Source organism: Comamonas testosteroni ATCC 11996, from assembly GCF_000241525.1.
Taxonomy (GTDB): domain Bacteria; phylum Pseudomonadota; class Gammaproteobacteria; order Burkholderiales; family Burkholderiaceae_C; genus Comamonas; species Comamonas testosteroni.
Map to the genome: position 1 here is coordinate 452,136 of NZ_AHIL01000002.1, position 23,574 is coordinate 475,709.

24 protein-coding genes are annotated in these 23,574 nt (G+C 61.7%); 14 read left to right on the forward strand and 10 right to left on the reverse strand.

The window, feature by feature from the left end; all coding sequences use genetic code 11:
- Positions 1–77: 77 nt before the first annotated feature.
- On the reverse strand, positions 78–503 hold the full coding sequence (fur, locus tag CTATCC11996_RS01985) for a ferric iron uptake transcriptional regulator (RefSeq protein ID WP_003060349.1): 426 nt from the start codon (positions 501–503) through the stop codon (positions 78–80).
- 146 nt (positions 504–649) lie between these two features.
- On the opposite strand from fur, the gene CTATCC11996_RS01990 reads away from it, so the two are divergent.
- From CTATCC11996_RS01990 to CTATCC11996_RS02010, 5 genes are all read left to right on the forward strand, one after another.
- Entirely contained in the window at positions 650–1,195 is a 546-nt protein-coding gene (locus CTATCC11996_RS01990) for an outer membrane protein assembly factor BamE (protein ID WP_003072421.1), read from the forward strand.
- Between the two features lie 106 nt (positions 1,196–1,301).
- Positions 1,302–2,135 carry a 4-hydroxy-tetrahydrodipicolinate reductase gene (dapB, locus tag CTATCC11996_RS01995; RefSeq protein ID WP_003072423.1) on the forward strand — a complete coding sequence of 278 codons (834 nt, stop codon included), beginning with the start codon at positions 1,302–1,304 and terminating at the stop codon, positions 2,133–2,135.
- A gap of 60 nt (positions 2,136–2,195) precedes the next feature.
- Positions 2,196–2,855, forward strand: a complete 660-nt coding sequence (locus tag CTATCC11996_RS02000) for a MotA/TolQ/ExbB proton channel family protein (protein ID WP_034347956.1) — start codon at positions 2,196–2,198, stop codon at positions 2,853–2,855.
- A gap of 11 nt (positions 2,856–2,866) precedes the next feature.
- On the forward strand, positions 2,867–3,310 hold the full coding sequence (locus tag CTATCC11996_RS02005) for an ExbD/TolR family protein (protein WP_003072428.1): 444 nt from the start codon (positions 2,867–2,869) through the stop codon (positions 3,308–3,310).
- A 279-nt stretch (positions 3,311–3,589) separates the two neighbouring features.
- Positions 3,590–3,967, forward strand: coding sequence for an HPF/RaiA family ribosome-associated protein (locus CTATCC11996_RS02010; RefSeq protein ID WP_003060358.1), 378 nt, complete (start codon positions 3,590–3,592; stop codon positions 3,965–3,967).
- Between the two features lie 124 nt (positions 3,968–4,091).
- Here CTATCC11996_RS02010 and CTATCC11996_RS02015 read toward each other — a convergent pair whose 3' ends face one another.
- Positions 4,092–5,492, reverse strand: coding sequence for an aspartate ammonia-lyase (locus CTATCC11996_RS02015; protein WP_003072430.1), 1,401 nt, complete (start codon positions 5,490–5,492; stop codon positions 4,092–4,094).
- A gap of 301 nt (positions 5,493–5,793) precedes the next feature.
- Positions 5,794–6,726: a pirin family protein gene (locus CTATCC11996_RS02020; RefSeq protein ID WP_003072432.1), complete on the reverse strand. Its 933-nt coding sequence runs from the start codon at positions 6,724–6,726 to the stop codon at positions 5,794–5,796.
- Positions 6,727–6,959: 233 nt separating this feature from the next.
- Here CTATCC11996_RS02020 and CTATCC11996_RS02025 point away from each other — a divergent pair, with 233 nt between their 5' ends.
- Entirely contained in the window at positions 6,960–7,241 is a 282-nt protein-coding gene (locus CTATCC11996_RS02025) for a hypothetical protein (RefSeq protein WP_003072434.1), read from the forward strand.
- Between the two features lie 136 nt (positions 7,242–7,377).
- Here the strand turns inward: CTATCC11996_RS02025 and CTATCC11996_RS02030 are convergent, their stop codons facing one another.
- Positions 7,378–7,794: an OsmC family protein gene (locus CTATCC11996_RS02030; RefSeq protein ID WP_003072435.1), complete on the reverse strand. Its 417-nt coding sequence runs from the start codon at positions 7,792–7,794 to the stop codon at positions 7,378–7,380.
- Here CTATCC11996_RS02030 and CTATCC11996_RS25795 point away from each other — a divergent pair.
- Positions 7,786–8,133 (forward strand): hypothetical protein, encoded by a 348-nt coding sequence (locus CTATCC11996_RS25795; RefSeq protein ID WP_162097102.1) that lies wholly within the window; start codon positions 7,786–7,788, stop codon positions 8,131–8,133. The genes CTATCC11996_RS02030 and CTATCC11996_RS25795 overlap by 9 nt on opposite strands.
- Before the next feature lie 118 nt (positions 8,134–8,251).
- Positions 8,252–9,418 carry a hypothetical protein gene (locus tag CTATCC11996_RS02035; RefSeq protein ID WP_003072437.1) on the forward strand — a complete coding sequence of 389 codons (1,167 nt, stop codon included), beginning with the start codon at positions 8,252–8,254 and terminating at the stop codon, positions 9,416–9,418.
- A gap of 17 nt (positions 9,419–9,435) precedes the next feature.
- Here CTATCC11996_RS02035 and CTATCC11996_RS02040 read toward each other — a convergent pair whose 3' ends face one another.
- The 3 genes from CTATCC11996_RS02040 to tkt all read right to left on the reverse strand — a co-directional run bounded on the left by CTATCC11996_RS02040 (position 9,436) and on the right by tkt (position 14,337).
- The gene (locus CTATCC11996_RS02040) at positions 9,436–10,938 is read right to left on the reverse strand and encodes a rhomboid family intramembrane serine protease (RefSeq protein ID WP_003072439.1); all 1,503 of its coding nucleotides are present in this window, start codon (positions 10,936–10,938) and stop codon (positions 9,436–9,438) included.
- A gap of 209 nt (positions 10,939–11,147) precedes the next feature.
- Complete coding sequence (gap, locus tag CTATCC11996_RS02045; RefSeq protein WP_003060372.1) at positions 11,148–12,146, reverse strand: type I glyceraldehyde-3-phosphate dehydrogenase; 999 nt, start codon at positions 12,144–12,146, stop codon at positions 11,148–11,150.
- Between the two features lie 142 nt (positions 12,147–12,288).
- Positions 12,289–14,337 carry a transketolase gene (gene tkt / locus CTATCC11996_RS02050; RefSeq protein ID WP_003072441.1) on the reverse strand — a complete coding sequence of 683 codons (2,049 nt, stop codon included), beginning with the start codon at positions 14,335–14,337 and terminating at the stop codon, positions 12,289–12,291.
- Positions 14,338–14,491: 154 nt separating this feature from the next.
- On the opposite strand from tkt, the gene CTATCC11996_RS02055 reads away from it, so the two are divergent.
- From CTATCC11996_RS02055 to pyk, 6 genes are all read left to right on the forward strand, one after another.
- The gene (locus CTATCC11996_RS02055; protein WP_042438111.1) at positions 14,492–15,259 is read left to right on the forward strand and encodes a nucleotidyltransferase family protein; all 768 of its coding nucleotides are present in this window, start codon (positions 14,492–14,494) and stop codon (positions 15,257–15,259) included.
- A gap of 3 nt (positions 15,260–15,262) precedes the next feature.
- Positions 15,263–16,291 (forward strand): hypothetical protein, encoded by a 1,029-nt coding sequence (locus CTATCC11996_RS02060; RefSeq protein WP_003072445.1) that lies wholly within the window; start codon positions 15,263–15,265, stop codon positions 16,289–16,291.
- Between the two features lie 172 nt (positions 16,292–16,463).
- Positions 16,464–17,294 (forward strand): sulfite exporter TauE/SafE family protein, encoded by an 831-nt coding sequence (locus tag CTATCC11996_RS02065; protein WP_034347962.1) that lies wholly within the window; start codon positions 16,464–16,466, stop codon positions 17,292–17,294.
- Positions 17,295–17,321: 27 nt separating this feature from the next.
- Positions 17,322–18,731, forward strand: a complete 1,410-nt coding sequence (locus CTATCC11996_RS02070) for an aminopeptidase P N-terminal domain-containing protein (RefSeq protein WP_003072450.1) — start codon at positions 17,322–17,324, stop codon at positions 18,729–18,731.
- A 22-nt stretch (positions 18,732–18,753) separates the two neighbouring features.
- Positions 18,754–19,533: a hypothetical protein gene (locus CTATCC11996_RS02075; protein WP_003072453.1), complete on the forward strand. Its 780-nt coding sequence runs from the start codon at positions 18,754–18,756 to the stop codon at positions 19,531–19,533.
- A 310-nt stretch (positions 19,534–19,843) separates the two neighbouring features.
- On the forward strand, positions 19,844–21,280 hold the full coding sequence (gene pyk, locus CTATCC11996_RS02080; RefSeq protein ID WP_034347964.1) for a pyruvate kinase: 1,437 nt from the start codon (positions 19,844–19,846) through the stop codon (positions 21,278–21,280).
- Between the two features lie 157 nt (positions 21,281–21,437).
- Here pyk and CTATCC11996_RS02085 read toward each other — a convergent pair whose 3' ends face one another.
- Genes CTATCC11996_RS02085 through CTATCC11996_RS02095 form a run of 3 tightly spaced genes read right to left on the reverse strand, consistent with a single transcriptional unit; the run spans position 21,438 to position 23,433 of the window.
- The gene (locus tag CTATCC11996_RS02085; protein ID WP_003072460.1) at positions 21,438–22,013 is read right to left on the reverse strand and encodes a phosphatase PAP2 family protein; all 576 of its coding nucleotides are present in this window, start codon (positions 22,011–22,013) and stop codon (positions 21,438–21,440) included.
- Between the two features lie 26 nt (positions 22,014–22,039).
- Entirely contained in the window at positions 22,040–22,795 is a 756-nt protein-coding gene (locus tag CTATCC11996_RS02090; protein ID WP_003072463.1) for a phosphatase PAP2 family protein, read from the reverse strand.
- Between the two features lie 47 nt (positions 22,796–22,842).
- Complete coding sequence (locus tag CTATCC11996_RS02095) at positions 22,843–23,433, reverse strand: phosphatase PAP2 family protein (RefSeq protein WP_003072465.1); 591 nt, start codon at positions 23,431–23,433, stop codon at positions 22,843–22,845.
- Positions 23,434–23,574 lie beyond the last annotated feature (141 nt).

Sequence of the window (23,574 nt, forward strand, 5' to 3'; positions counted from 1 at the left end):
AGAAGTCTTCACCAAATGTAAAAAGGGCAAGACATCTGCATGTCCTGCCCCTGGGGTCGGTGTCGCGCTTTGCGTTCTTACTTGGCGGCGCGTGTGGCGCATTCGGCGCATTGGCCGTAGAGCGCCATGGAGTGATCCTGGATCACCCAGCCCTTTTCCTTGGCGATCAGGTTCTGGCGCTTTTCGATTTCGGCGTCATAGAACTCCTCGACCTTGCCGCAGCTGGTACAGACAAAGTGGTCGTGGTGCTGGCCTTCGTTGAGCTCATAGACGGCCTTGCCGCTTTCGAAGTTGCTGCGGATCAGGATGCCGGCCTGCTCGAACTGGGTCAGCACGCGGTAAACGGTGGCCAGGCCAATATCCGAGCGCTCGTCCAGCAGCACGCGGAACACGTCTTCGGCCGTCATGTGGCGCTGGGCGCCCTTCTGGAAGATTTCCAGGATTTTCAGACGCGGCAAAGTGGCTTTGAGGCCCGTGCTTTTGAGTTCATCAATATTTTTCATGTCGGCTCTCTTGGTGGACTACGGGCACATGGAAGGCTGGGCTCACTGGTTTAAGGAGAAGCTTTACACGTAGATAAAGGGAATCTCCAAGTGTCTCCGGGGCCTGCCGCTACAATGAACCCGATCATATCCCTATGCCATTACCCATGCATGTTCAAGCCCGTAGCCGCGCAGGTCTGGCCCTGACGTTGGCAATCGCAGCGGCACTGGCCGGCTGCAACAGTATCGATGGCGCCGCACACCGTGTCGCCAATGCCGTCACTCCCTATAAAGTCGATGTCGTGCAGGGCAATTTCGTGTCCAAGGAGCAGGTCGAGGCCTTGCAGCCAGGCATGAGCCGTCAGCAGATTCGCGACATCCTGGGCACACCCCTCGTGACCAGCGTGTTCCACGGCGATCGCTGGGAATACGTGTTCACCATCAAACGCCCCGGCGTGGAGTCGCAGATCCGCAAGCTCACCGTCTTCTTCAATGGCGATGCCTTTGTGCGCGCTGAAGGTGACGAGATGCCGTCCGAGTCCGAGTTCGTGGCCAGCCTCAAAGGCATGAAGGGCACACCCAAGGTTCCGCAGCTGGAAGCCAGCGAAGCCCAGCTGGCCAAATACCCTGCACGCAATAACGCCGAAGCCGAGCAGGCAGCGGCCAATCTGCCGCCCGCCGCCGCCAGCTATCCATCACTGGAATCGCGTTAAGCAGCAAAACAGGTTGTTCCCCGCTTGCACAAAGCGGTGGATGCTCTCTTCTTATGACGGCGTGGATGCGATCCTGCCGTCTTTCATTTGATCGAGTGATAGCGCCATGACCGCATCCACCACCCATTCCTCCACCCCTCAGCGCGTTGCTGTGGCGGGTGCCTCCGGCCGCATGGGCCATATGCTGATCGAAGCGATTCTGAACAGCAGCGACTGCGTGCTGGCTGCGGCACTGGACCGCGCCGACAGCCCTTCCATCGGCACCGATCCTTCTGCATTCCTGGGCAAGCCCAGCGGGCTGAAGATCGAAAGCGATGTCCGCGCAGCCCTGTCGAAGGCAGACTGCCTGATCGACTTCACGCGCCCCGAAGGCACGATGGAGCACCTGGCCGTTGCGGCCGACCTGGGCGTGGGCGTGGTCATCGGCACCACGGGCTTCTCGGATGAGCAAAAGACGCAGATCGCCGAGTTCGCCCAAAAAACTTCCATCGTTTTCTCCCCCAATATGAGTGTGGGCGTGAACGTGACCTTCAAGCTGCTGGAGATGGCGGCCAAGGCCTTGCAGCAAGGTGGCTACGACATCGAAATCGTCGAAGCCCACCACAAGCACAAGGTCGATGCCCCCTCGGGAACGGCCCTGAAGATGGGCGAGGTGATTGCCGAAGCCCAGGGCACCAAGCTGGCCGACCGAGCCGTGTATGAACGCTTTGGTCACACCGGCGAGCGCAAGGCAGACACCATTGGCTTTGCCACCGTGCGCGGCGGCGATATCGTTGGTGACCACACCGTACTGTTTGCAGGTACGGGCGAACGCATCGAGATCTCGCACAAGTCCAGCAGCCGTGCAGGCTATGCCAACGGCAGTCTGCGAGCAGTGGGCTATCTGGCCGACAAGAAGACCGGCCAGTACGATATGTACGATGTGCTGAAGCTGCGCTGACCGCGCAATTTGCAAAGGGGCCGTGACGGCCCCTTGCTGTTTCTGGGAGCGAGGTGAGAGATGTCTGCAGGAATGTGGCAATGGCTGGCAGAGGGCGATGCGGTCACATGGGCGACGGCGGCCTTGATGCTGCTGATGTCAGTGCTCAGCTGGGTGGTCATCCTCTACAAGCTCTGGTTTATGGCCGTAGCGCGCCGAAGCGTGCCGCAGGCCGTGGCTGCGTTCTGGCAGATGCCCGATCTGGTCCAGGCGATGGCGCAGGTCAAGGCGCTGGATAGACAGGGGCTGGTGCAGGCCATGGCCGATGCCTTGGGGCAGGGCGCAATGGCTGCGCAAGGCTCTCTGGCACAAAGCGCGGCGCAGGGGCAGCGACTGTTGCGCAGCCTGCGTGAGGCTCTGGGTCAGGCATCCGTCCAGCTGCAGTGGGGTCAGACCTTGCTCGCCACCATTGGTGCAACGGCACCGTTTGTGGGTCTGCTGGGTACGGTCTGGGGCATTCACCATGCGCTCGGAACGCTGGCGGGCAGCGGTCAGGTCGATATCGCTCAGCTGGCCGGGCCTGTGGGTGAAGCCCTGGTCATGACGGCTGCAGGTCTGGCCGTCGCCTTGCCTGCTGTGCTGGCCTATAACCTGTTGGGGCGTTCGGCCAGCCAGCTGGAGGCTGTGCTTGAGGGGTTTGCCCATGATCTGCATGCCCAGTTCGGAGTGGATGCTTCATAAAGGATGGTGCCATGGCATTCGGTCGCATGAGCCGCCGTGAGGGGGCACAAACTCCGATCAACACCATCAATGTCACGCCGCTGGTGGATGTGATGCTGGTGCTGGTTGTGATCTTCATTCTGGCTGCTCCCATGCTGGCAGCCACCTTGCGTGTGCAACTGCCCAAGGCGCAGGCAGTAGTGCAGCAGGCTGCCGTGAACAAGAGCGATGCCTTGATGATTGAGGTCAGCCCTGCCGGCGAAATCTGGATTCAGGGGGCCGTGGCGGACGATGCGGCAGTGCAGCAGCAACTGGAAGAGCTGGGGCGGCGCAATCCTCAGGCCGAGGTGCAGTTGCGTGCCGACACCAGCGTTCCCTACGGTCGCGTAGTGCAGGTCATGGGCTGGGCCCACGCAGCAGGCCTGACGCGCATCGGCTTTGTGGCCGAGCCTGAATCGAAGGCTGGCATTAACTGACGGGCCGAGGCGTAAGAACGCTTACTTTTTGCAAATCACCGGGCAGCATTTTTTGCTTTGGCTCAAGGGCAAAGCTCGTGGAGCCTACCCTTGTTGCTATCTCTTTCAAATCAGGGAGAAGCTGCCTCCACAATGGTCAAAGCCCCTGTCCTTTGCTGGCGTAACAAGCCCCGATGGGCAGAACAAGGTTCTGGCGTTACGATGTTTTCGCCTGCCTTTATGGCACCCCTACAGATTTCGCCGCAGCGGTTGCGGCATTTGGTGACTAGGAGGATTTGCATGCAAGTACAGGTTCATGCCGACGATTCCATCCAGGGTGGAGAGTCTCTGGCTCAATGGGCGCAGGAGGAGATCAATGCCAAGCTGGCCCGCCTGAAGGAGTATGTGGTGCGTGTGGAGGTCTTCCTCACGGGCGTTGATGCCCTCAAGACCACGGGCGGCCCAGGCAAACGCTGTGTGCTCGAGACCCGGGCCACAGGTCGCCCCCCCATTGCAGTGAATGCGGAAGCCGAAAAGGTCAAGGAGGCCTTCAGCGCTGCGATTGAAAAGCTCAAGCGCGCGGTGGAGACCGATCTTGGCAAGCTCAAGGACAAAAATCTGCGTGAAAGCGTACGCGGCGTGGATGACCCCAGTGACGAGAATGCCGCAGTGGCTTGAACATGAAGCGTTTTTGGCTTCCTGCCCTTTGAATACGGGCATGGAAAGCTATTAAAACCATATCAATCAAAAAGGGCATGTTCATGGCGAACATGCCCTTTTGCATTGTCGATAAAGAGTGTGCTTATGCGGCGGTCAAGGCGCCGGCCTGGGTCAGCTTGTCGGCGACCAGCAGCTTGTTCATTTCGGCCCGGCTCATGATGCCCAGTTCTTCCGCCACCACGGCAATCTGCTTGCCGTTGGCAATCGCGGTCTTGGCAATCCTGGCGGCCTTTTCGTAGCCGATCAGAGGGTTCAGTGCCGTCACCAGCGTCACTGACTCGGCAATGCGGGAATCCAGCAGCGCTTCATTAGCCACAATGCCTTCCACGCAGTTGACTTGCAGCGTCTTGCAGGCGCTGCTCAGGTGGCTCAGGCTTTTGTGCAGAGCCCAGGCCATCAGCGGCTCGAAGGCGTTGAGCTGCAACTGGCCGGCTTCCACGGCCATGGTGATGGCGGTATCGTTGCCTATCACTTCGAAGCAGACCTGGTTCATCACCTCGGGAATGACGGGATTCACCTTGCCGGGCATGATGGACGAGCCGGCCTGGCGCGCCGGCAGCTTGATGTCTGCTACACCTGCTTGAGGGCCCGAGGAGAGCAGGCGCAGGTCGTTGCTGATCTTGGATAACTTGACGGCAACACGCTTCAAGATACCGGAAATGTCGGCAAAGGCGCCGGTATCTCCCGTGGCGGCGATCAGATCGCCGGCTTTGACGACGGGGACGCCCGAAATTTCAGCCAGGGCCTTGGTCACGGCGCCGGCGTAGCCTACGGGTGCGTTGATGCCGGTGCCGATGGCAGTGCCACCCATGTTCACTTCGGTCATCAGATAGGCGGACTCGCGCAGACGCTTTTCATCGTCGGCGATCATGGCTGCAAAAGCGGAAAACTCCTGGCCCAAAGTCATGGGCACGGCATCTTGTAATTGTGTGCGGCCGATTTTCAGGATATGGGCGAATTCGCCCGCCTTTGCTTCGAAAGCAGAGCGCAACTCGGCCAGGGCGATCAGCAGCTTCTGGATGCCAGCGTAGGTGGCAAGCTTGACGGCGGTGGGGTAGGAGTCGTTGGTGGACTGCGAAGCATTGACATGATCGTTGGGGTGGATCACGTCGTAAGTGCCTTTGGGCAATCCCAGGTGCTCGAGTGCACGATTGGCGATCACCTCATTGGCGTTCATATTCGTGGAGGTGCCGGCGCCGCCCTGGATCACATCGACCACGAACTGCTCGTGCAGCTGGCCGGAAATCAGGTCATCACAGGCTTGGGAGATGGCAGTGGCTTGTTTGAGATTGATGGCGCCAAACTGCAGATTGGCCTGGGCCGCTGCCTTTTTGACAAAGGCAAACGCGCGGATCAGCTCGGGCATGTGCGCGACCGAGTGACCAGTGATGGGGAAGTTCTCCACTGCGCGTGCGGAATGAACGCCCCAGTACGCGTCGGGAGGGATGGTTTTGATGCCAATGAAGTCATGTTCTTGACGCATCGATCTGCTTTCTTTGCAAAGTTGAATGAGCCACCGGTCCAAGGACAGGACGTGGCAACGCCCTGGATGAAAAAGCGGCGGTCGCAATCTCGTGGCCAGGGCGTTGGCTCGATTATGAAAGCTTGGCGTGCATGAGTCCAAACGTTTCATGCATAACGTCCTGGTTGCCTTCTCTTGAAGAGAGTGCGTTGCCTCTAAAAGCTTCCAAAATCCATCAAAAACTTGCAAAAATGCTTTTATTTTTCTTTTTGAGAAATTCAATTCGCACCAATTTGGTGCGAATTGAATAAGCGCCGCAGGCTTATCTGGAGGCGCGCAGGCTGACGCCAGCCAGTGATGGAGAGTGCAGCGACTTCAGAGGCGAGGCCACGGGCTTGCCAAAACGGCGTGGCTGGCCGTTGAGGAGCTCCGCATCGGTGGCGGCCTCGGCCTCCCACTGCTTCTGGGCCAGTTGCATCTCTTCGGTGGTGCGGGCCACAAAGTTCCACCACAGCAAGATGGCTTCATCCATGGGCTCGCCGCCGATGATGATGAGGCGGCTGCCGGGCGCGCACTCCAGTTGCACCTCCCGGGTGCCGACGGGCAGATAGATCAGCTCCTGCGAGGGCAACACCTGGCCTTCAACCTTCACCTCGCCCGACAGACTCATCACCGCATGCTCGAAGTCGGCGCGCAGCGGCATGGTGGCGCACGCCTGGCCGGCTGTGCCGTCGGCCAGAAGGTCCACGCCCATCAGCGGGGAGTGGACTTCTGCGGGCGCCGTCAGTCCCAGGGCTTCACCGGCCAGAACGGTCACGGCAAAGTCGCCGATCTCGGTCCTGGGCAGGTCGGGATAATGCTGGAAGCGGGGCGCAGTATTGCGATGGCTGTCGGGCAAGGCAATCCACAACTGGGCTGCATGCACGCCCAGTGTCTGGGCTTCTTCGGAATGGGCAATGCCGCGGCCAGCCGTCATCAGATTGACCTGGCCGGGGCGGATGATCTGCTCGCTGCCCAGACTGTCGCGGTGCAGTACCTCGCCCTCGATCATCCAGGTGAAAGTCTGCAAGCCGATATGAGGATGGGGCCCGACCTGCATGCCGGGTGGAGGGGGGATGGCCGGGCCGGCGTGGTCGAGGAAGCACCAGGCCCCCACTTTGCGCAGCGCGGCCTGAGGAATGGCACGGTGGATGGGGATGCCGCCGACATCGGCTATACGGGTGGGCAGACGTTGTAAGTTCTTTGATTCACTCATGACAAATCCTGACGGCGAAGAGATTCGAGTGTCAGGGATATGCGGTATTCGCGCAATCAGACGGCAGAATGCAGCAACGCCTTGCACGCAGTTACATCACTGTGAGGATTCAGCCAATAGGCTGACAAGGACTCCGCCAGGAGTCGGCTAAGTTAAAGGCGTAGGCCGCTAGCAGTGGCTTTCACGTGGCGCAATTCGTGCGCAGCGACCTAACAACTGCAGGAGGAATAAACATGAACGAACACAGCACTCAAGGCAACCAGATCTCGGCAGTCGAGATCCAGCTGTATCCCGAGCACTTTGCCGCTCGCGTCACTGGCAAGGTGGAGCATCGTGTCGGAGATGGTCCGTCCGAGCAGATTCCCATGGGCATAGAGATGAAGGTCGATACCGCCATCGCCAGCTATGTGCTGTCCTGGGTCGACCCCGAGGACCAGCAGCCCGAAACTGCATCGCTGGCCAAACGTGAGTTCGAACACTATGTGGAAGTGGGTGCGCTGGAAGTGACGGTGTAATCAAGTTACACACAATGGCGTCCAAGGCCCTGCAGGTGACTGCAGGGCTTTTTTTATCGTCGGGCAGTCCCCAAGATGAAGGCGGCCCTTCCGGAGGAGGCGAGCCTCATGCCGTGTGGGCGTGAGGTGCCTTTTCTCATGCCTGCGCGGCTTCGGTCAAGGCGGTGGGAATGGAAACCTTGCCTTCCAGCAGCTTGTGCACGGGGCAGGCATTGGCAATCTGCAGCAGGCGCTGGCGCTGCTCGTCGTCCAGCTCGCCATGCAGGGTGATGCTGCGCGTGATCTGGTTGGCATCCGCGGGCTTGCCATCGGGGTTGAGTTGCAGATCCACATCGACATGGCTTAGCGGCCACTGCTTGCGGCCCGCGTACATATGCAGGGTGATGGCCGTGCAGGCTCCCAGGGCCGAGAGCATGAGCTGCATGGGGTTGGGCGCGGTGTCGGCGCCGCCATCATTCACGGGTTCATCGGCATGCCAGACATGGCCTTGGGCATCGGTCAGAGTGATGCGGTACGGGGTGGGGCTGCTTTGTGCGTGTGCGCTGTGAATCATTCGCTGCTTCTCCATAAAACCTGGGCCACTTTAAGCGCTGCCTGCAATCCTTGCAGTCATATCCGTTATCAGGTCAAGGCGGCTTGGCCGGCTGGCATGACTGCAAAAGCATTTACGGGGTTTCTGGCAAGCGAAAAAAGCAATATGCCGGATGTTTATCGGTATTTGGATTCAGCGCGAATTTCTACCTCAGAATTCCGCAATGACCCGATTTCAAAGAAAAATCGGGCAATACCAGAGCGGATTAGGTCACTGCAAGCGGGCTTGCAGATGATTCATCAAACCGAGAGTGGGAGAGCAGGCATTGAATTCGATACATGGTGTTCACCAAAAAGGTGATTCTTCCGAGTGGAAAATCCCTCCGTTCTGGCAAAGGCTCAATAGCTTTTTTCTGTTTCCTCTGCAGACCGAGCCTTTGCTCTATGCATTGCTGTTGTCGGCATGCAGTTATGGCTTGATGTTCGGGTGGATTGGAGTCTTGTTTGTGGGTCTGGGCTTGATGCTGGCAGTCAGCCGTTATGCATTCAAGGTTTCGGCACTCGCATCTCGTGGAATTACCCATAGCTCCGATTTCCGCTCCAGTCAGGTCGATGAGGACTGGAAATGGCTGCCCTGGAAATTCTTCGGGGTACTCGTCGTTTTCGGGATATTCGTGGGCTTTATGGCGACCCGCAGCCTGACCCTGGGCGTGGTTGCCAATCTGCTGGTGGCCTTCCTGATTCCTGCCACCTGGATGGTGCTGATCAATACCAATAGCCTGAGCTCGGCCGTTAATCCGTTCGAGCTGCTGGCGACGATTTTCGGTATCGGCAAGTCCTATCTGCTGCTGTGCTTTTTCCTGTTTCTGCTGCAGCAGGGCTCGCCCATGGTCCTGGCGATGCTGCTCAAGGTTGCGGCACCCGGATTGGTACTGCCCCTGGTGAGCTTTGTGATGATTTATTTCAGCTGGGTGATGGCGGCCATGATCGGCTATGTCATGTACCAGCACCATGCGGCACTGGATATCGACCCCGTGCAAGCGCCCGAGGGGCCTGCGACCGTGCAGATCGACCCTGCGGCCCTGGAAGCCAAGCGTCGCGATGCGCTGGTGGCCAGACTGGTGCAGGACAACAAGATGGACGAGGCCGTGAACCAGGCGCGCGAATGGCAGCGGCAGGACTATGAGAGCCTGCCTGATTGCCGCCGTTACTTCCGGGTGCTCAAGCTGACGGAACGCGCGGATGCCCTGGCGGAGCTGGGCCAGCGTTTCATTCCCATGCTGCTCGCCCAGCAGCGCGCCAGCGAGGCCCTGGAAGCCTGGGTGAGCTGTGCCAAGCGCAAGCCGGACTTCAAGCCCGACTCGGCCCAGCTCAGTTACGAGCTGGCACAGCAGGCCTGGAAGGCCGGCAAGCCCAGGTATGTGTTGATCCTTGCCAAGGATTTTGAGAAGCGCTTTGCCGGCAGCACTCTGATTCCGTTCATGCTGGAGCTGGTGGTACGAGCGTACAAGCAGGGCCTGGAGCAGCCCATGCAGGGGGTGTCGGTGTACATGCGCATGAAGCAGCACTTTCCCGAGCACGCGAGCACCCAGGAAGCGCAGTGGGTGCTGCGTGATGAGCTGCAGGAGCTGGAGGCAAAGACCTGAGCGCGACAGGGCGTTGGCTAGCGCTGCTGTGCCAGCCAGCGTGTGAGAGCTTCCTCGGGTGCCGATTGCTGCAGCACGGGCAGCCAGACTTTGGCATCCTGAATGCGTCCGGCCTGGGCCATGCCGTTGACCAGCAGCAGCAAGCTTGCCGGCCATTGGGGGTGGTCTGCCAGCTTGTGCAGGGAGCGGCATAGCTTTTCAGCCTCCGGCAGGGCCCCCAAACGCACGAAACTGCGCACCAGGCCATGCATGGTGTCCGCGCTCATGCGCATGCCGGGCTGGGCGCGCTGCTGATAGCTGCGATAGCTGGCCAGTTGCAGCTGGCGTTCGGCGTCCGTGGTGGCCGGCAGCTTGAAGATGCGTCGCGCCGCAGCATGAAAGTCCTCGCTGGCGGGCTGATGGCGAGAGCTTTCAAACCAGGCCCGCAGAATGGTCAGGTCCGAGGGAGCCAGACGTGCCGCTTCGCGCCAGGCCGGAGCAGCGCGGTCAAATGCCAGCGCATCGGTATGGCGCTGGGCACGGGCCACGGCCTCGGCCAGCGGCCGGGCGGCGGCCAGTGCCTGCTCTTCTTCGTTGACCGGCGCCGCGACGGTCTGCAGACGCATATAGCCCCACATCAGCAGGGCGCCCGTCAGCAGGCCGCCAAAGTGGGCCATATAGGCCACCTGCTTGCCACCCAGCAGATGCTGCAGCAGCTCCACGCCCATCCAGACCGGCAGCATGATCAGGGCCGGCCAGCTTGCGTAGTTGAAGTAGAACAGCAGCATGTAGAAGAAGCGGATGCGCCGCATGCGGTACATCACCGCATACATGGCCATAAGGGCCGAAATCGCACCCGATGCCCCCAGGCCGTAACCACCCATGCCGGCATAGAACATCAGCGCGAACAGCGAGGCGCCGATGCCGCCGATCACGTAGAAGGCCAGATAGGTGAAGGCCCCTAAAGCCAGCTCCAGGGTGAAGCCGAACAGGAACAGAAACACCATATTGCCCAGCAGATGACTGGTGCTGCCATGCAGAAAGATGGAGGTGAAGGCCTGCAGGGGCTGCCAGCCGGCGCCTCTCTCATAGCTCATGGACCAGCGCTCGGTAAAGCTGCCGCGCGGCTCGTGGGGCGCAAAGGCGGCACGTGCAGCCTGCCACTGCGCATGGCGCGGGTGGCTGGCAGTGATGATCTGGCCGTCCAGCAGGCGCTGGTGGAATTTCTTTTCCTGCCACAGCAGCGCATAGAGCTGAGCATAGGCCTTTTGCTGATAGAGCTTTCGCACGGCCTGCAGCGTTCTCTGGTCGAAGCGCTTGCTGCCCTGGGCGGATTGCTCCTCCAGATAGGTCAGGAACGGTGGCAGCTCCAGCGTTGGCAAAGCGGTCTGGGCATATTGCCGGGCCGCTTTTTCCACGGCATCTTCCTCGGGTGCCTGCCAGCCCCAGAAGATCACGCAGTTGATGATGATGAGCAGCACCGTCATCCAGGGCGGCGAGCGCCAGGAAGGCTTGTTCTCAAGAGGAATCGCAATAAACATGGCGGCCTTGTCCGAGGAAGTGGCAGCGCTTCACGCTCTTGGGCGCCGGCGGCAGCTGCGTGTTACAAATGTATCCGAGACATGCTCCGGCCGGCTCCGGTCTTGCGGGACGAAAAAAAGCCAGCATGGCGTCCCATGCTGGCTTTTTGATAGCTCTCAGCGCTTATCTGATAAGCGATTGAGCCTGTTTGGGCATGTAATCGTGAAGATTACTTGGCCACCACGCGCACCATTTCCAGGCACTTGTTGGAATAGCCCCACTCGTTGTCATACCAGGACACGACCTTCACAAAGGTCTTGTCCAGGGCGATACCGGCTTCGGCGTCGAACACGGAGGTGCAGGTCTCGCCGCGGAAGTCGGTGGCGACGACCTTGTCTTCGGTGTAACCCAGCACGCCCTTCAGAGCGCCTTGGGACTGGGCCTTCATTTCGGCGCAGATTTCTTCGTAGGTGGCTTCGCTGTTCAGCTCCACGGTCAGGTCGACCACGGATACGTCAGACGTAGGCACGCGGAAGGACATGCCGGTCAGCTTCTTGTTCAGCTCGGGGATCACAACGCCCACGGCCTTGGCAGCGCCAGTGCTGGAGGGGATGATGTTTTCCAGAATGCCGCGGCCGCCGCGCCAGTCCTTGTTGGAAGGGCCGTCCACGGTCTTTTGCGTGGCAGTCGCTGCGTGCACGGTGGTCATCAGGCCGCGCTTGATGCCCCACTTGTCGTTGAGCACCTTGGCCACGGGAGCCAGGCAGTTGGTGGTGCACGAAGCGTTGGAGATGATGGCTTCGCCCTTGTAGGTGCCGTGGTTCACGCCGAACACGAACATGGGGGTGTCGTCCTTGGAGGGAGCGGACAGGATGACCTTCTTGGCACCGGCGTCGATGTGCTTCTGGGCGGTTTCCTTGGTCAGGAACAGGCCAGTGGACTCGATCACGATGTCGGCGCCGACTTCGTTCCACTTCAGGTTGGCGGGATCGCGCTCTTGGGTCAGGCGGATCTTCTTGCCGTTGACGACCAGGGTGTTGCCTTCGACAGAAACTTCACCGTCGAAACGACCGTGCACGCTGTCGTACTTCAGCATGTAAGCCAGGTAGTCAGGCTCCAGCAGGTCGTTGATGCCGACGATTTCGATGTCAGAGAAGTTTTGCACTGCGGAACGCAGCACGTTGCGGCCAATGCGGCCGAAGCCGTTGATACCAACCTTGATCGTCATAGTTGCCTCGTAGATAGTGAGTAATGAAAAACCGGAGCGGATTGTGCCCGGACTCGGCACCCTGGGGCCTGGTCCGGATGGCTGAGGACTGCGGGTGAGCAAACTTCAGCCGGAAAAAAGGGGCACGAGGCCCCTTTTGCGCTTACTTGCCAGCGTTCTGCAGGGCGACCTGCACGGTGTCGGCCACATTCTCGGCGGTGAAGCCGAAGTGCTTGAACAGCACGCCTGCGGGGGCGGACTCACCGTAGGTGTCGATGCCGACCACGGCGGCGCAGCCGTACTTCCACCAGAAGTCGGTCACGCCCATTTCCACAGCGATGCGGGGCAGGCCTGCGGGCAGAACGGCCTTCTTGTACTTCACATCCTGCTTGTCGAAGGTCGTGGTGCTGGGCATGGAGACCACGCGCACGGCGATCTTGCGTTCGGCCAGCTGCTTCTGGGCAGCCAGAGCCAGCTGCACTTCGGAGCCGGTGGCGATGATCACGGCCTGGGCCTTCTTGCCCTTCAGGCCCACATCCTTGGGCTCGGAGAGCACGTAGGCGCCGCAGGCGATGTCGTCCAGCGCGTCTTCGCTCTTGGGCGAGTAAGCCAGGTTCTGGCGGCTCAGCAGCATGGCTGTGGGCTTGTTCTTCTGGCTCAGGGCCACAGTCCAGGCCACGGCGGTCTCGGTGGTGTCGGCGGGGCGCCACACGTCCAGACCGGGGATCAGGCGCAGGGAGGCTGCGTGCTCGATGGACTGGTGGGTGGGGCCGTCTTCGCCCAGACCGATGGAGTCGTGCGTGAAGACGTGGATCACGCGCTGCTTCATCAGAGCCGCCATGCGGATGGCGTTGCGGCTGTAGTCGGAGAAGGTCAGGAAGGTGCCGCCGTAGGGGATGAAGCCGCCGTGCAGCGCCACACCGTTCATGATGGCTGCCATGCCGAACTCGCGCACACCGTAGTTGATGTGGCGGCCGATCTGGCCTTCTTCGGTCTTGACCACGGCGCCCTTGTCATCCACGCGGAAAGAGGGAGTGGACTTGGTGTTGGTCAGGTTGGAGCCGGTCAGGTCGGCAGAGCCGCCCAGCAGCTCGGGCAGAGCGGCTGTCAGGCCTTCCAGGGCCAGCTGGCTGGCCTTGCGGCTGGCCACGGTGGCGCCGGCGTCATGGGCGTCGGAGGCGATCTTGGCGGCGATTTCACCGAAGTTGGCGGGCAGATCGCCAGCCATGCGGCGAGTGAACTCGGCGGCTTGCTCGGGGAAGGCGGCCGTGTAGGCAGCGAACTTCTCGTTCCAGGCGGCTTCGGCCTTGGTGCCCAGATCCTTGGCGTTCCAGTCGGTGTAGACGTCGGCAGGGATCTCGAAGGGGCCGTAAGTCCAGCCCAGAGCAGCGCGGGTCAGTGCAATTTCTTCGGCACCCAGAGGTTCGCCGTGGGCCTTGGCCGTGTCCTGGCGGTTGGGCGAGCCCTTGCCGATATGGGTCTTGCAGCAGATCAGCGTGGGCTTGTCTGCGCTCTTCTTGGCAGCGGCGATGGCCTTGTCCAGGGCGTCCACATTGTGGCCGTCCACGGAGCGGATCACGTTCCAGCCGTAGGCTTCGAAGCGCTCGGGCGTGTTGTCGATGAACCAGGGGGTCACCTTGCCGTCGATGGAGATGCCGTTGTCGTCGTACAGTGCGATCAGCTTGTTCAGCTTCCAGGCACCGGCCAGGGCGGCGGCTTCATGCGAGATGCCTTCCATCAGGCAGCCATCACCCAGGAACACATAAGTGTGGTGGTCGACGATCTCGTGCTTGTCCTTGTTGAACTCGGCAGCCAGCAGCTTTTCAGCCAGTGCAAAGCCCACGGCATTGGTGATGCCCTGGCCCAGAGGGCCGGTGGTGGTTTCCACGCCGGGGGTGATGCCCACTTCGGGGTGGCCGGCAGTCTTGCTGTGCAGCTGACGGAAGTTCTTCAGCTCTTCGATGGGCAGGTCGTAGCCGCTCAGGTGCAGCAGCGCATAGATCAGCATGGAGCCGTGACCGTTCGACAGAATGAAGCGGTCGCGGTTGGCCCAGTGAGGGTTCACGGGGTTGTGCTGGAGGTGGCGGCTCCACAGTGCTACGGCCATGTCGGCCATGCCCATGGGGGCACCGGGGTGGCCGGAATTGGCTTGTTGAACGGCATCCATTGCGAGTGCACGGATTGCATTCGCCATATTTTGAGTGTTGGCCATCAGGGCGCTCCGAAAAGGAGGGGGTAATTCTGCTAAGCCCATCATTTTAATGGAGGCCCAATTTTCGCAGGCGGCATGCGGGTCAATGCTCTACAGTGCAACCCCAGAAACAGGTGTCTTGCGCACCTCAAACCGTGTTGAAAAGCTGATTGCAATGACTGTAGAAAACGCTGCTTCCCTCCTGGTGCAACCCCCTGCAATGCTACTGGCCGCAGGCCGGGGCGAGCGCATGAGGCCGCTGACCGATGTCACGCCCAAGCCGCTGCTCAAGGTGCAGGGCGTGCCGCTGCTGCAGTTGCACATGCAGGCGCTGCTTGCTGCCGGCGTGCCGCGAGCCGTTATCAACACGGGCTGGCTGGGGGCGCAGATTCCCGCGTATTTCGGCGATGAATTTGTGCCGCAGCCCGATGCGGGCGCGAGCGCGAAGCTATTGCTTGCCTATTCGGCGGAGCCCGAGAAAGCCTTTGAAACCGCTGGCGGCATCAGTCGCGCCCTGCCGCAGCTGGACCGGGTTTTCTGGCTGGCCGCAGGCGATGTCTATGCGCCGGATTTCAGCTTTGCGGCGAAGGCTTCCCAAGCGTTTGCGCAAAGCGATGAACTGGCCCACCTGTGGCTGGTGCCCAATCCTGCACACAATCCGCGCGGCGACTTCGGTCTCAGCGAGGACGGCAAGGCGCTGGATCTGCCTGCCGACGATGAGCGACCACGCTATACCTACAGCACGATTGCGCTCTTGAAAGCCGAGCTGTTTGCATCACCGTGGTTCGATGTGCAGCCCGGAAACCCCGAAGGCCTGCGCGCACCGCTGGCACCGCTGCTGCGCCGCGCCATGCAGGCAGGCCGGGTGGGTGCCTCGCTCTACACCGGTCGCTGGGTCGATGTGGGCACGCCCGAGCGACTGGCTGAGCTGAATCAGGGCTGAGGCATGAGAGCACGCAGCATCGACTGGCAAGGCCCGCACATCGTCCACGCCTGCACTGCGCAGGCTGGCTGGGGCCAGTTGCTGCTGCTGACCCGGGACGGCGGCTTGCATGCGTTGAAGCTGCCAAGCGGCCAGTGCCAGCAACTGGCGCTGCTGGATTTGCCAGAGCCGACACCGCCTACGCCGCACTGGCCGCATGGCTTCAAAGTACATTGCGCGCTCAGTGGCAACTATGCGGTGATTGCCGATGATGGCGGCACGTTTGGTGTGTTGGTGAACTTGCGTACGGGTGAGCGCATCGTGCAGCTTTTTGGAGGCGACTACCATCCCAAAACCGTGCCTTTTTCCATCGCCTTTATCCAGCATCGGGGCCGCGATGTGCTGATTCACCGCACGCAGTGGAACCGGCTCGATGCCATGGATTGCGCGACGGGCGAGAACCTGACCGAGCGCGACGGGCTGGCGTTCGAGCAGCCACACTATCTGGACTATTTTCATGGTCGTCTTCTGCCGAACCCTGCGCAGCAATGGTTGCTGGACGACGGCTGGGTCTGGGCGCCCGTGGGCATTCCCGCCGTGTGGTCGCTGCCCGCCTGGCTGGATGGCAACCGCTGGGAGTCCGATGACGGCCCCTCGCGCAAGCGGCTGGCGCAGGGCGAGGGCTGGGACCAGCCCTGCGTGTGGCTGGATGACTCGCGCGTCGCGATCTGGAACGTCGGCAACTGGGATGACGATGGTTTTGGCGACTGTCTGCATGCGCCGGGCGTGGTGATCTTCGATATCCATGCGCCTGTGCCCGAGGAAGGCCATGCGGGCCAGCTCTGGCCAATGCCTGGCTTGCCGCGCGCCCGGTATCTGCACTGCGTGAACGGTCGCTTGCTGGTGGTGGGCGAGGGGCAGTGCTGGCTCTGGGATGTGCCAACCCGCGAGCTGCTTTGCCACTGGCCGGATTTCGCGCCCCAAGGCTGGCATGCACAGTGCGGCGAGCTGGTCGAGTGGTCGGCGCAGCAGATCAAAATACTTGCTCCATAAACTGCCTTGGAACTCATGCCGGCAATGCGCACGAAGCTATGAGTTAAGGCGCCTCTCTGTGGATTGCACGAATGCTTGCCATGGCAAGCATCTGCTATGCTTTTTAATTTTCTGACTGGCGCAACCGGATGCAAATCCACAGTTCCTCTTGTGGCCGTCATCGGGTGAGTGCATGCAAATCGTTTTCTTCATGGCTCTGGTGGGGCTGGCCGCGTTCTGCCAGAACCTCACGGGCTTCGCGTTCGGGCTGATCTTTGTGGGCGTCGCAGGCGCCACGGGCCTGATGAATATTGCCGATGCGGCCAATGTGGCCTGTCTGCTGTCCATCATCAACGGCGTCAGCTATATGCGCGCCTACCGCTTCGAGCCGGACTGGGCCATGCTCAAACCCATGCTCATCAGCAGCGTGCTGGGTGTGGTCGGCGGGGTGCTGCTGCTGCACTGGCTCAGCGGCAATACGCTCAACGGTCTGCGCATGCTGCTGGGCCTGGTGATCGTGCTGTGCGCCATGTTGCTGCTGATGCAAAAGAAGGCGTTGGACCAGCCATCCGGCCCTGTCTCCATGTGGGTGGCCGGTGTGTCGTCGGGGCTGCTCGGTGGTTTGTTTGCCACGCCCGGCCCGCCCATGGTCTATCACCTCTATCGTCAGCCGCTGGATCGCATGCTGGTGCGCCACTGCCTGTTTGCCATGTTTGTTTCCTGTTCCTTGCTGCGCGCTGCCATGGTGGCTGTGGAGGGTCAGCTGAACTGGGCCGTCATGGGCTGGACGGCACTGGCCTTTCCTGTCGTCACGGGCGTGACCTGGTGGAGTGCCAGACATCCGCCCGCCTGGCCCAAAAGGCTTGTGGAATGGCTGGTCTGTGGCCTGCTGATCCTGTCTGGGGCAAGCCTGCTCTGGTCGGGCTGGCGCGCGAGTCAGCCCGAGGCCCTGGTGCCCGGTGACGCGACGGCGCTGCTGACCACCGGATTCAGATCGACACAGGGGCCAGAGCGCAATAGCTGACATCCGCAGATGTAAGCTGATGTACAGATGCCCGGCCAGCATTACGATATGCCCATGACTTCTGTATATGCCCAACGCCGCGCACGCTTGGCCGCCCAGTTGGGCGACGGCGGTGTCGCCATCATCCCCACGGCTCCCGAGTTGCATCGCAACCGCGATACCGAGTATCTGTATCGCCACGACAGCTACTTCTACTACCTCACGGGCTTTTCCGAGCCCAATGCCTGCCTGGTACTGACCAGCGACGGCAAAAGCGTGCTGTTCTGTCAGCCCAAGGATCTGGAGCGCGAGGTCTGGACCGGCTATCGCCTGGGCCCCGAGGCAGCCAAGACCAAGCTGGGCATGGCTCAGGCCTTCTCCAGCGATGAAATCAATTCCCGCCTGCCGCGCCTGCTGGAAAACCGCGAGCGCGTCTGGTTTCCCTTCGCCACCCACAAGGGCCTGGCCGAACAGGTCGAAGGCTGGCTGGGCCAGGTGCGCGCCCGCTCGCGCTTTGGCGTGCTCTGTCCCACACAGCAGGGTGACGCCTGTGCGCTGCTGGACGAGATGCGTCTGCTCAAGGATGAGCATGAGCAGGACATCATGCGCCGCGCCGCGCAGATCAGTGCCCAGGCCCATGTGCGTGCCATGCAGCGCTCGGCCCGCATGATCCGCAATGGCGAGGAGGTGCGCGAATACCATCTGGACGCCGAGCTGCTGCACGAGTTCCGCCAGCATGGCTCGCAGTACGTGGCCTATGGCTCCATCGTGGCTGCCGGCGCCAATGCCTGCGTGCTGCACTATCAGGCCGACAAGGCGCCGGTGCGCGCGGGCGAGCTGGTGCTCATCGACGCAGGCTGTGAGCTGGATGGTTATGCCAGCGACATCACGCGCACCTTCCCGGCCGATGGCAAGTTCAGCGGGGCGCAGCGCGCGCTGTACGAGCTCGTGCTGGCAAGCCAGGAAGCGGCGATTGCCGTCACCAGGGCCGGCAAGCGTTTCAACGACCCGCATGAGGCCACCGTGGCCGTGCTGGCCCAGGGCATGCTGGACCTGGGACTGCTGGAGCGTACCAAGTACGGCACGGCCGAGGATGTGATCGAGTCGCGTGCCTACTTCCAGTTCTACATGCACCGCACCGGCCACTGGCTGGGCATGGATGTGCATGACTGCGGCAGCTATGTGGAGCCCAGCGAGCTGGGCGTGGTCAGCGAGCGCAAGGACCCGATCTCGGGTGAAACCATTGCCAATCGCCCCAGCCGCATCCTGCGCCCCGGCATGGTCACGACGATAGAGCCGGGCATCTATGTGCGACCTGCACCCGGCGTGCCCGAGCAGTTCCACAACATCGGTATCCGCATCGAGGACGATGCCATCGTCACCGAGACCGGCTGCGAGCTCATCACCCGCGGAGTGCCCGTCAAGCCCGACGAGATCGAAGCTCTGATGCGTGATTGAGCGACGGGCGCCAGAGTTCAGCATGCCGCAGACCTTCAACCACCTGTCCCATGGCGCAGCAGCCCGGCCACAGTCTGCCGCGCGCATGGGCTTGCTGCTTTGGTTGCTGGGTCTGCCAGGTGTGGTGGCGCTGGCCTGGACCACGCCGCCTGTCTGGCTGGCCGTTCTGGCGAGTGGCAGCTCCGACATTGTGGTTGGCTGGGCCGCGACGGCGGGGTTGAGTGTCCTGCTGGCGCTGAGCGTGGGCCTCGGGGTCCGGCTGGGCCCGAGGCTGGGCTTGAGCGCACCATTGATTCATGCCGTGGCCGAGGGGCGCATGCCCTGGCGCGGCGTGCGCGTGCTGAGCCTGCCCGGCGTGGCGGGCGGGGTGATCGGCGCGGCCTGGCTGGTGACGTTGGCCGTGGTCTGGCCCGAAAGCATGTCTTTTGTGGACCCGGTCTACGGCCTGCCGCTATGGCCCAAGCTGCTCTACGGCGCGATCACGGAAGAGCTGCTGCTGAGGCTGGGCATGCTCACGGGCGTGATGTGGATGGTGTGGAAGGCCTTCGGCAGCCCCCGGCAGCGCCCGGATTGGCGGCTGGGCTGGGCGGCGATTGCATTGGCTGCCCTGCTGTCCGGCTGCATTCCGGTGTTTCTGGGCTGGAGCGTGGCCGGCGAGCTGTCGGCGCCTGTCGTGCTGCAGCTGCTGATGTGTGAAAGCGTCTATGGGCTGCTGGCGGGCATCGTGTTCTGGCGCTACGGACTCGAGGCCGCCATGCTTACGCATGTGGTGACCTATCTGCTCTCGCACGGGCTGATCTGAGGCCTGCACATTTGAACCTGCCGGGCAAAACTGTTTCGACGCGCTCATTGATGCGCTGCACAAGGCTTGTCGACTCCCGCGCTAGTTTCCCTCTTATGCTTCCGAATTAGTAGCTGCAAGCGCTTGAAATATAGACATTTCAAGCATTATTTGCCCTGATATATAAGATGGGTGGTCGCAAGCAGCTACTGTTTTTTCTGTTCTGCAACTCGCTTGTCTGGTGTCGCATCGCTGTGCAAGATGCAGTCATGTAACCGCATTCGTGCCAGAATTGAAACCCGATTACATTCCATCGCGAGAGAGACATTTCATGCAAGTGAGTCGTGCTACCAAGATCGTCGCCACACTGGGCCCCGCTTCCAGCGATCCCCAACTGCTTGAACAAATGGTGCGCGAAGGCGTGAACGTCGTGCGCCTGAACTTCAGCCATGGCAAGGCGCAGGACCATATCGACCGTGCCACCATGGTGCGTGAAGCCGCCCAGCGTGCGGGCCGCGAAGTGGCCATCATGGCCGACCTGCAGGGTCCCAAGATCCGTGTCGGCAAGTTTGCCGAGGGCAAGGTCATGCTCGAGCCCGGCGAGCGCTTTGTGCTCGACGCATCGCGCACCGAACCCGGCGACATCAACGGCGTGGGCCTTGATTACAAGGAGCTGCCCCGTGATGTGAAGGCCGGCGATGTGCTGCTGCTCAACGACGGCTTGATCGTGCTGACCGTGGATGCGGTGCGCGGCGAAGAGGTGCACACCATCGTCAAGCTGGGTGGCGAGCTGTCCAACAACAAGGGCATCAACAAGCAAGGCGGCGGCCTGACGGCTCCCGCACTGACCGCCAAGGACATGGAAGACATCAAGACTGCGATGTCCTTCCAGGCCGACTACGTGGCCGTGAGCTTCCCCAAGAACGCCACCGACATGGAAATGGCACGCCAGCTGTGCAATGTGGCCGCTGCCCAGTACGGTCACAAGCCCGGCCTGATCGCCAAGATCGAGCGCGCCGAGGCCATTCCGCGCCTGGAAGAAATTCTCAAGGTCTCCGACGGCATCATGGTTGCCCGTGGCGATCTGGCCGTGGAAGTGGGCAATGCCGCCGTGCCCGCGCTGCAAAAGAAGATGATCCGCATGGCGCGCGACATGGACAAGGTGGTGATCACCGCGACCCAGATGATGGAGTCCATGATCACCAACCCCGTGCCCACCCGTGCCGAAGTGAGCGACGTGGCCAATGCCGTGCTGGACGGCACCGATGCCGTGATGCTGAGCGCCGAAACCGCCGCCGGCAAGTACCCGCTGGAGACCGTGCGTGAAATGGCCGCCATCTGCGCCGCTGCGGAAGCGGCCGAAGACCGCGTCAAGGATGCCGATTTCAGCAACAGCCCGTTCAAGCGTACCGACCAGGCCATCGCCATCGGCGCGCTGTTCACTGCGCATCACCTGGGTGCCAAGGCCATCGTGGCGCTGACGGACTCCGGCTCGACTGCGCTGTGGATGAGCCGCCATCGCATCCACATCCCCATCTACGCCCTGACGCCCAAGCTGGCCACGCAGCGCAAGATGGCGCTGTACCGCAACGTGCGTCCCTTGCTGATGGACACCAGCGCCGAGCGCGACATGGCGCTGGACCAGGCCAAGGGCCATTTGCTGGCCCGCGGTATCGTGCAGTCCGGCGATGTCTACGCCATCACCTGCGGCGAGCCCATGGGCCAGCCCGGTGGTACCAATATGCTCAAGATCTGCAGGGTGGAGTGAGTCCCCTGAGCGGCTATGCCGCTTCCCCCCGAGGGGGACGGCATCTTCGCTGCGAGGCGGCTCTTGCTCGATGCCTCTGACTTGAAGCATGCCTCATCAAAAAAGCTGCCAGTGCTTATGAATAAAGCGCTGGCAGCTTTTGTTTTTGTAGCGTGCTTCAGGTGATCTGGGGTTGCAGGCGGTGTTTGAGTTGTTTGCGGCGCTGCGCTTGTTTGAGCTGCAATGCGCTGCGCCAGACGACTACCGCGCTGACGGAGCCGACCAGCATGCCGGCCAGAACGTCCGAAGGGAAATGCACACCGAGCACCACGCGGCTCAGTGCCACGCTGGTGGCGAGAAGCCATGCGACAACAACCAGCCAGCGCTGGTGTCTGCCCACGCCCAGATTGATGCCCTGTGCCAGGGCAAAGGCGCCAGCGGCATGCATGCTGGGAAAGCTGGCGCTGGCACCATGTGCTATCCACTGCATGCCCATGCCCAGTTGCGCCGGCCTGGGCATGGGCAGGCCCCAGCGAATCAGACGGCAGGCCAGCCAGGCGCAGGCCATGGACAGCAGGGCTAGCTGCAGGCTGCGCCGCCAGCCCTTGCCAAGCGCCAGCATGGCAGCAATCACGGGCAGGGCGCACAGGCCGGGCAACCAGTTGGAGGCAAAGCGCGAGGCCTGAATCCACCACAGCGGGCTCTGGGTGGTGGCATTCAGAAAGTGAAATACGGGGGCATCGAAGAGCAGCATGAATGACCTTTGCGTGTGCGCAGAGTTCAGTCCGAGGCCAGCAGCTCGTCGGGAGGCAGGGCTGCATCCGCCTGTGCCTGGCGTGTCAGGCGGCGGGTGGCCAGCAGATCGCAAAACCAGCTGGCCGTCCAGCAAAGCCAGGCGGTCCACAGGGTGTGGCTCATGAAGTGGGCGCCGCGCATCTGTTGCGCCAGGCCCAGGGCAAAACCTGCGGCCATAGCTGCGGCCAGCCACAGGCGTGCTGCACGCGGCAGATCGTGACGCAGAGCAAAGTAGCCGCTGATGAAGGCAAAGCCTGCCGAGGCATGACCGGCCGGAAAGCAGTGGCCGCCGCCGCCATCCGTGACACCCCAGGCCCAGTGCGAGACATAGTGGCCTACACCGCCGAAGTCGGCGAGGTCCCAGGGGCAGCTGGTCACGCTGATGCGTTTCATCAGCGCCATGATGATGAGCGAGACCAGTGCACCCACCACCAGTTGTATCCGGCGTGGGTAAGGCACTTTTCGCATCCAACCGATGGGCCACCAGATCATCAGGCTCAGCCCCAGCACGACGCCCCAGGCCAGTTTGCGTGCACCTTCATGGGCAATGTTGACCATGAACCAGTCATTTTGCAGGGCAAAGCCCTGGCTGCTGCCAAACCAGTGCGCCATGGGCATGTCCAGAGCGCTCATGTCCCAGGCCAGTACACAGGCCAGGGCGATGACAGTCCAGCCCAGAAGGGCTGGAGAGGAGGCGGCGCGAAGAGGTGGGTAAGGGATCGAGGGGGCGGACGACTTCATGCCCGCCACGATAGAAAGCGCTGCTTAACAAGCGCTTAAGAGCACGCTCAGCCCTGGGCCGCCCATGCGCCGCGCAGGCGCTTGAGATGCGGCACGACGCGCAGGTGACGGCGGCGGCGCAGCTGGAAGGCGATATGCCAGACGATGAGAGCGCCGCTGATGCCTACCAGCGCGCCGGCCATCAGATCGGAGGCAAAGTGCACCCCCAGATGGACGCGGCTCCAGGCAATGCCGATGGCGGCTATCCAGGCCAGCCAGACCAGCGGCTTGCGGTGGCGGGTTGCGCCCAGGCTGAGGGCCATGGCCAGGGCAAAGGCTCCGCTGGCATGCAGGCTGGGAAAGCCGGCACGTCCGCCATGCTGAATCCATAGCGTGCCCAGATTGAGCTGGAACGGGCGCGGGGCCGGGAAGCCCCAGCGTATGAGTCTGGCGATCAGCCAGGCCGTGGCCATGGACAGCAGCAGCATCAACATGGTGCGGCGTGTTGCCGGTGAGCCGAACACCAGGGCGATGAGGACAAGAATGCCGCTGAGATTGGGCAACCAGGCCGAGAGTGCACGTGCTAGCTGGATGCTGAACCAGTGCGTCTGGGCATCGGCATTGAACAGCGCAAACAGAAATGGATCGAAGAAGAACATGAAGGCGCTGCGGCAGATTGCGGCAATGGAGGGTGGCAGATGTTAAAGCGAAATCCGCTCTTGCGGATGTCAAGCCCATGCGCAAGCAGGGGAGGTGGGCGTCGGCGTTGACCAGCCAGTTGAGCAGATTGCGGATTGCCG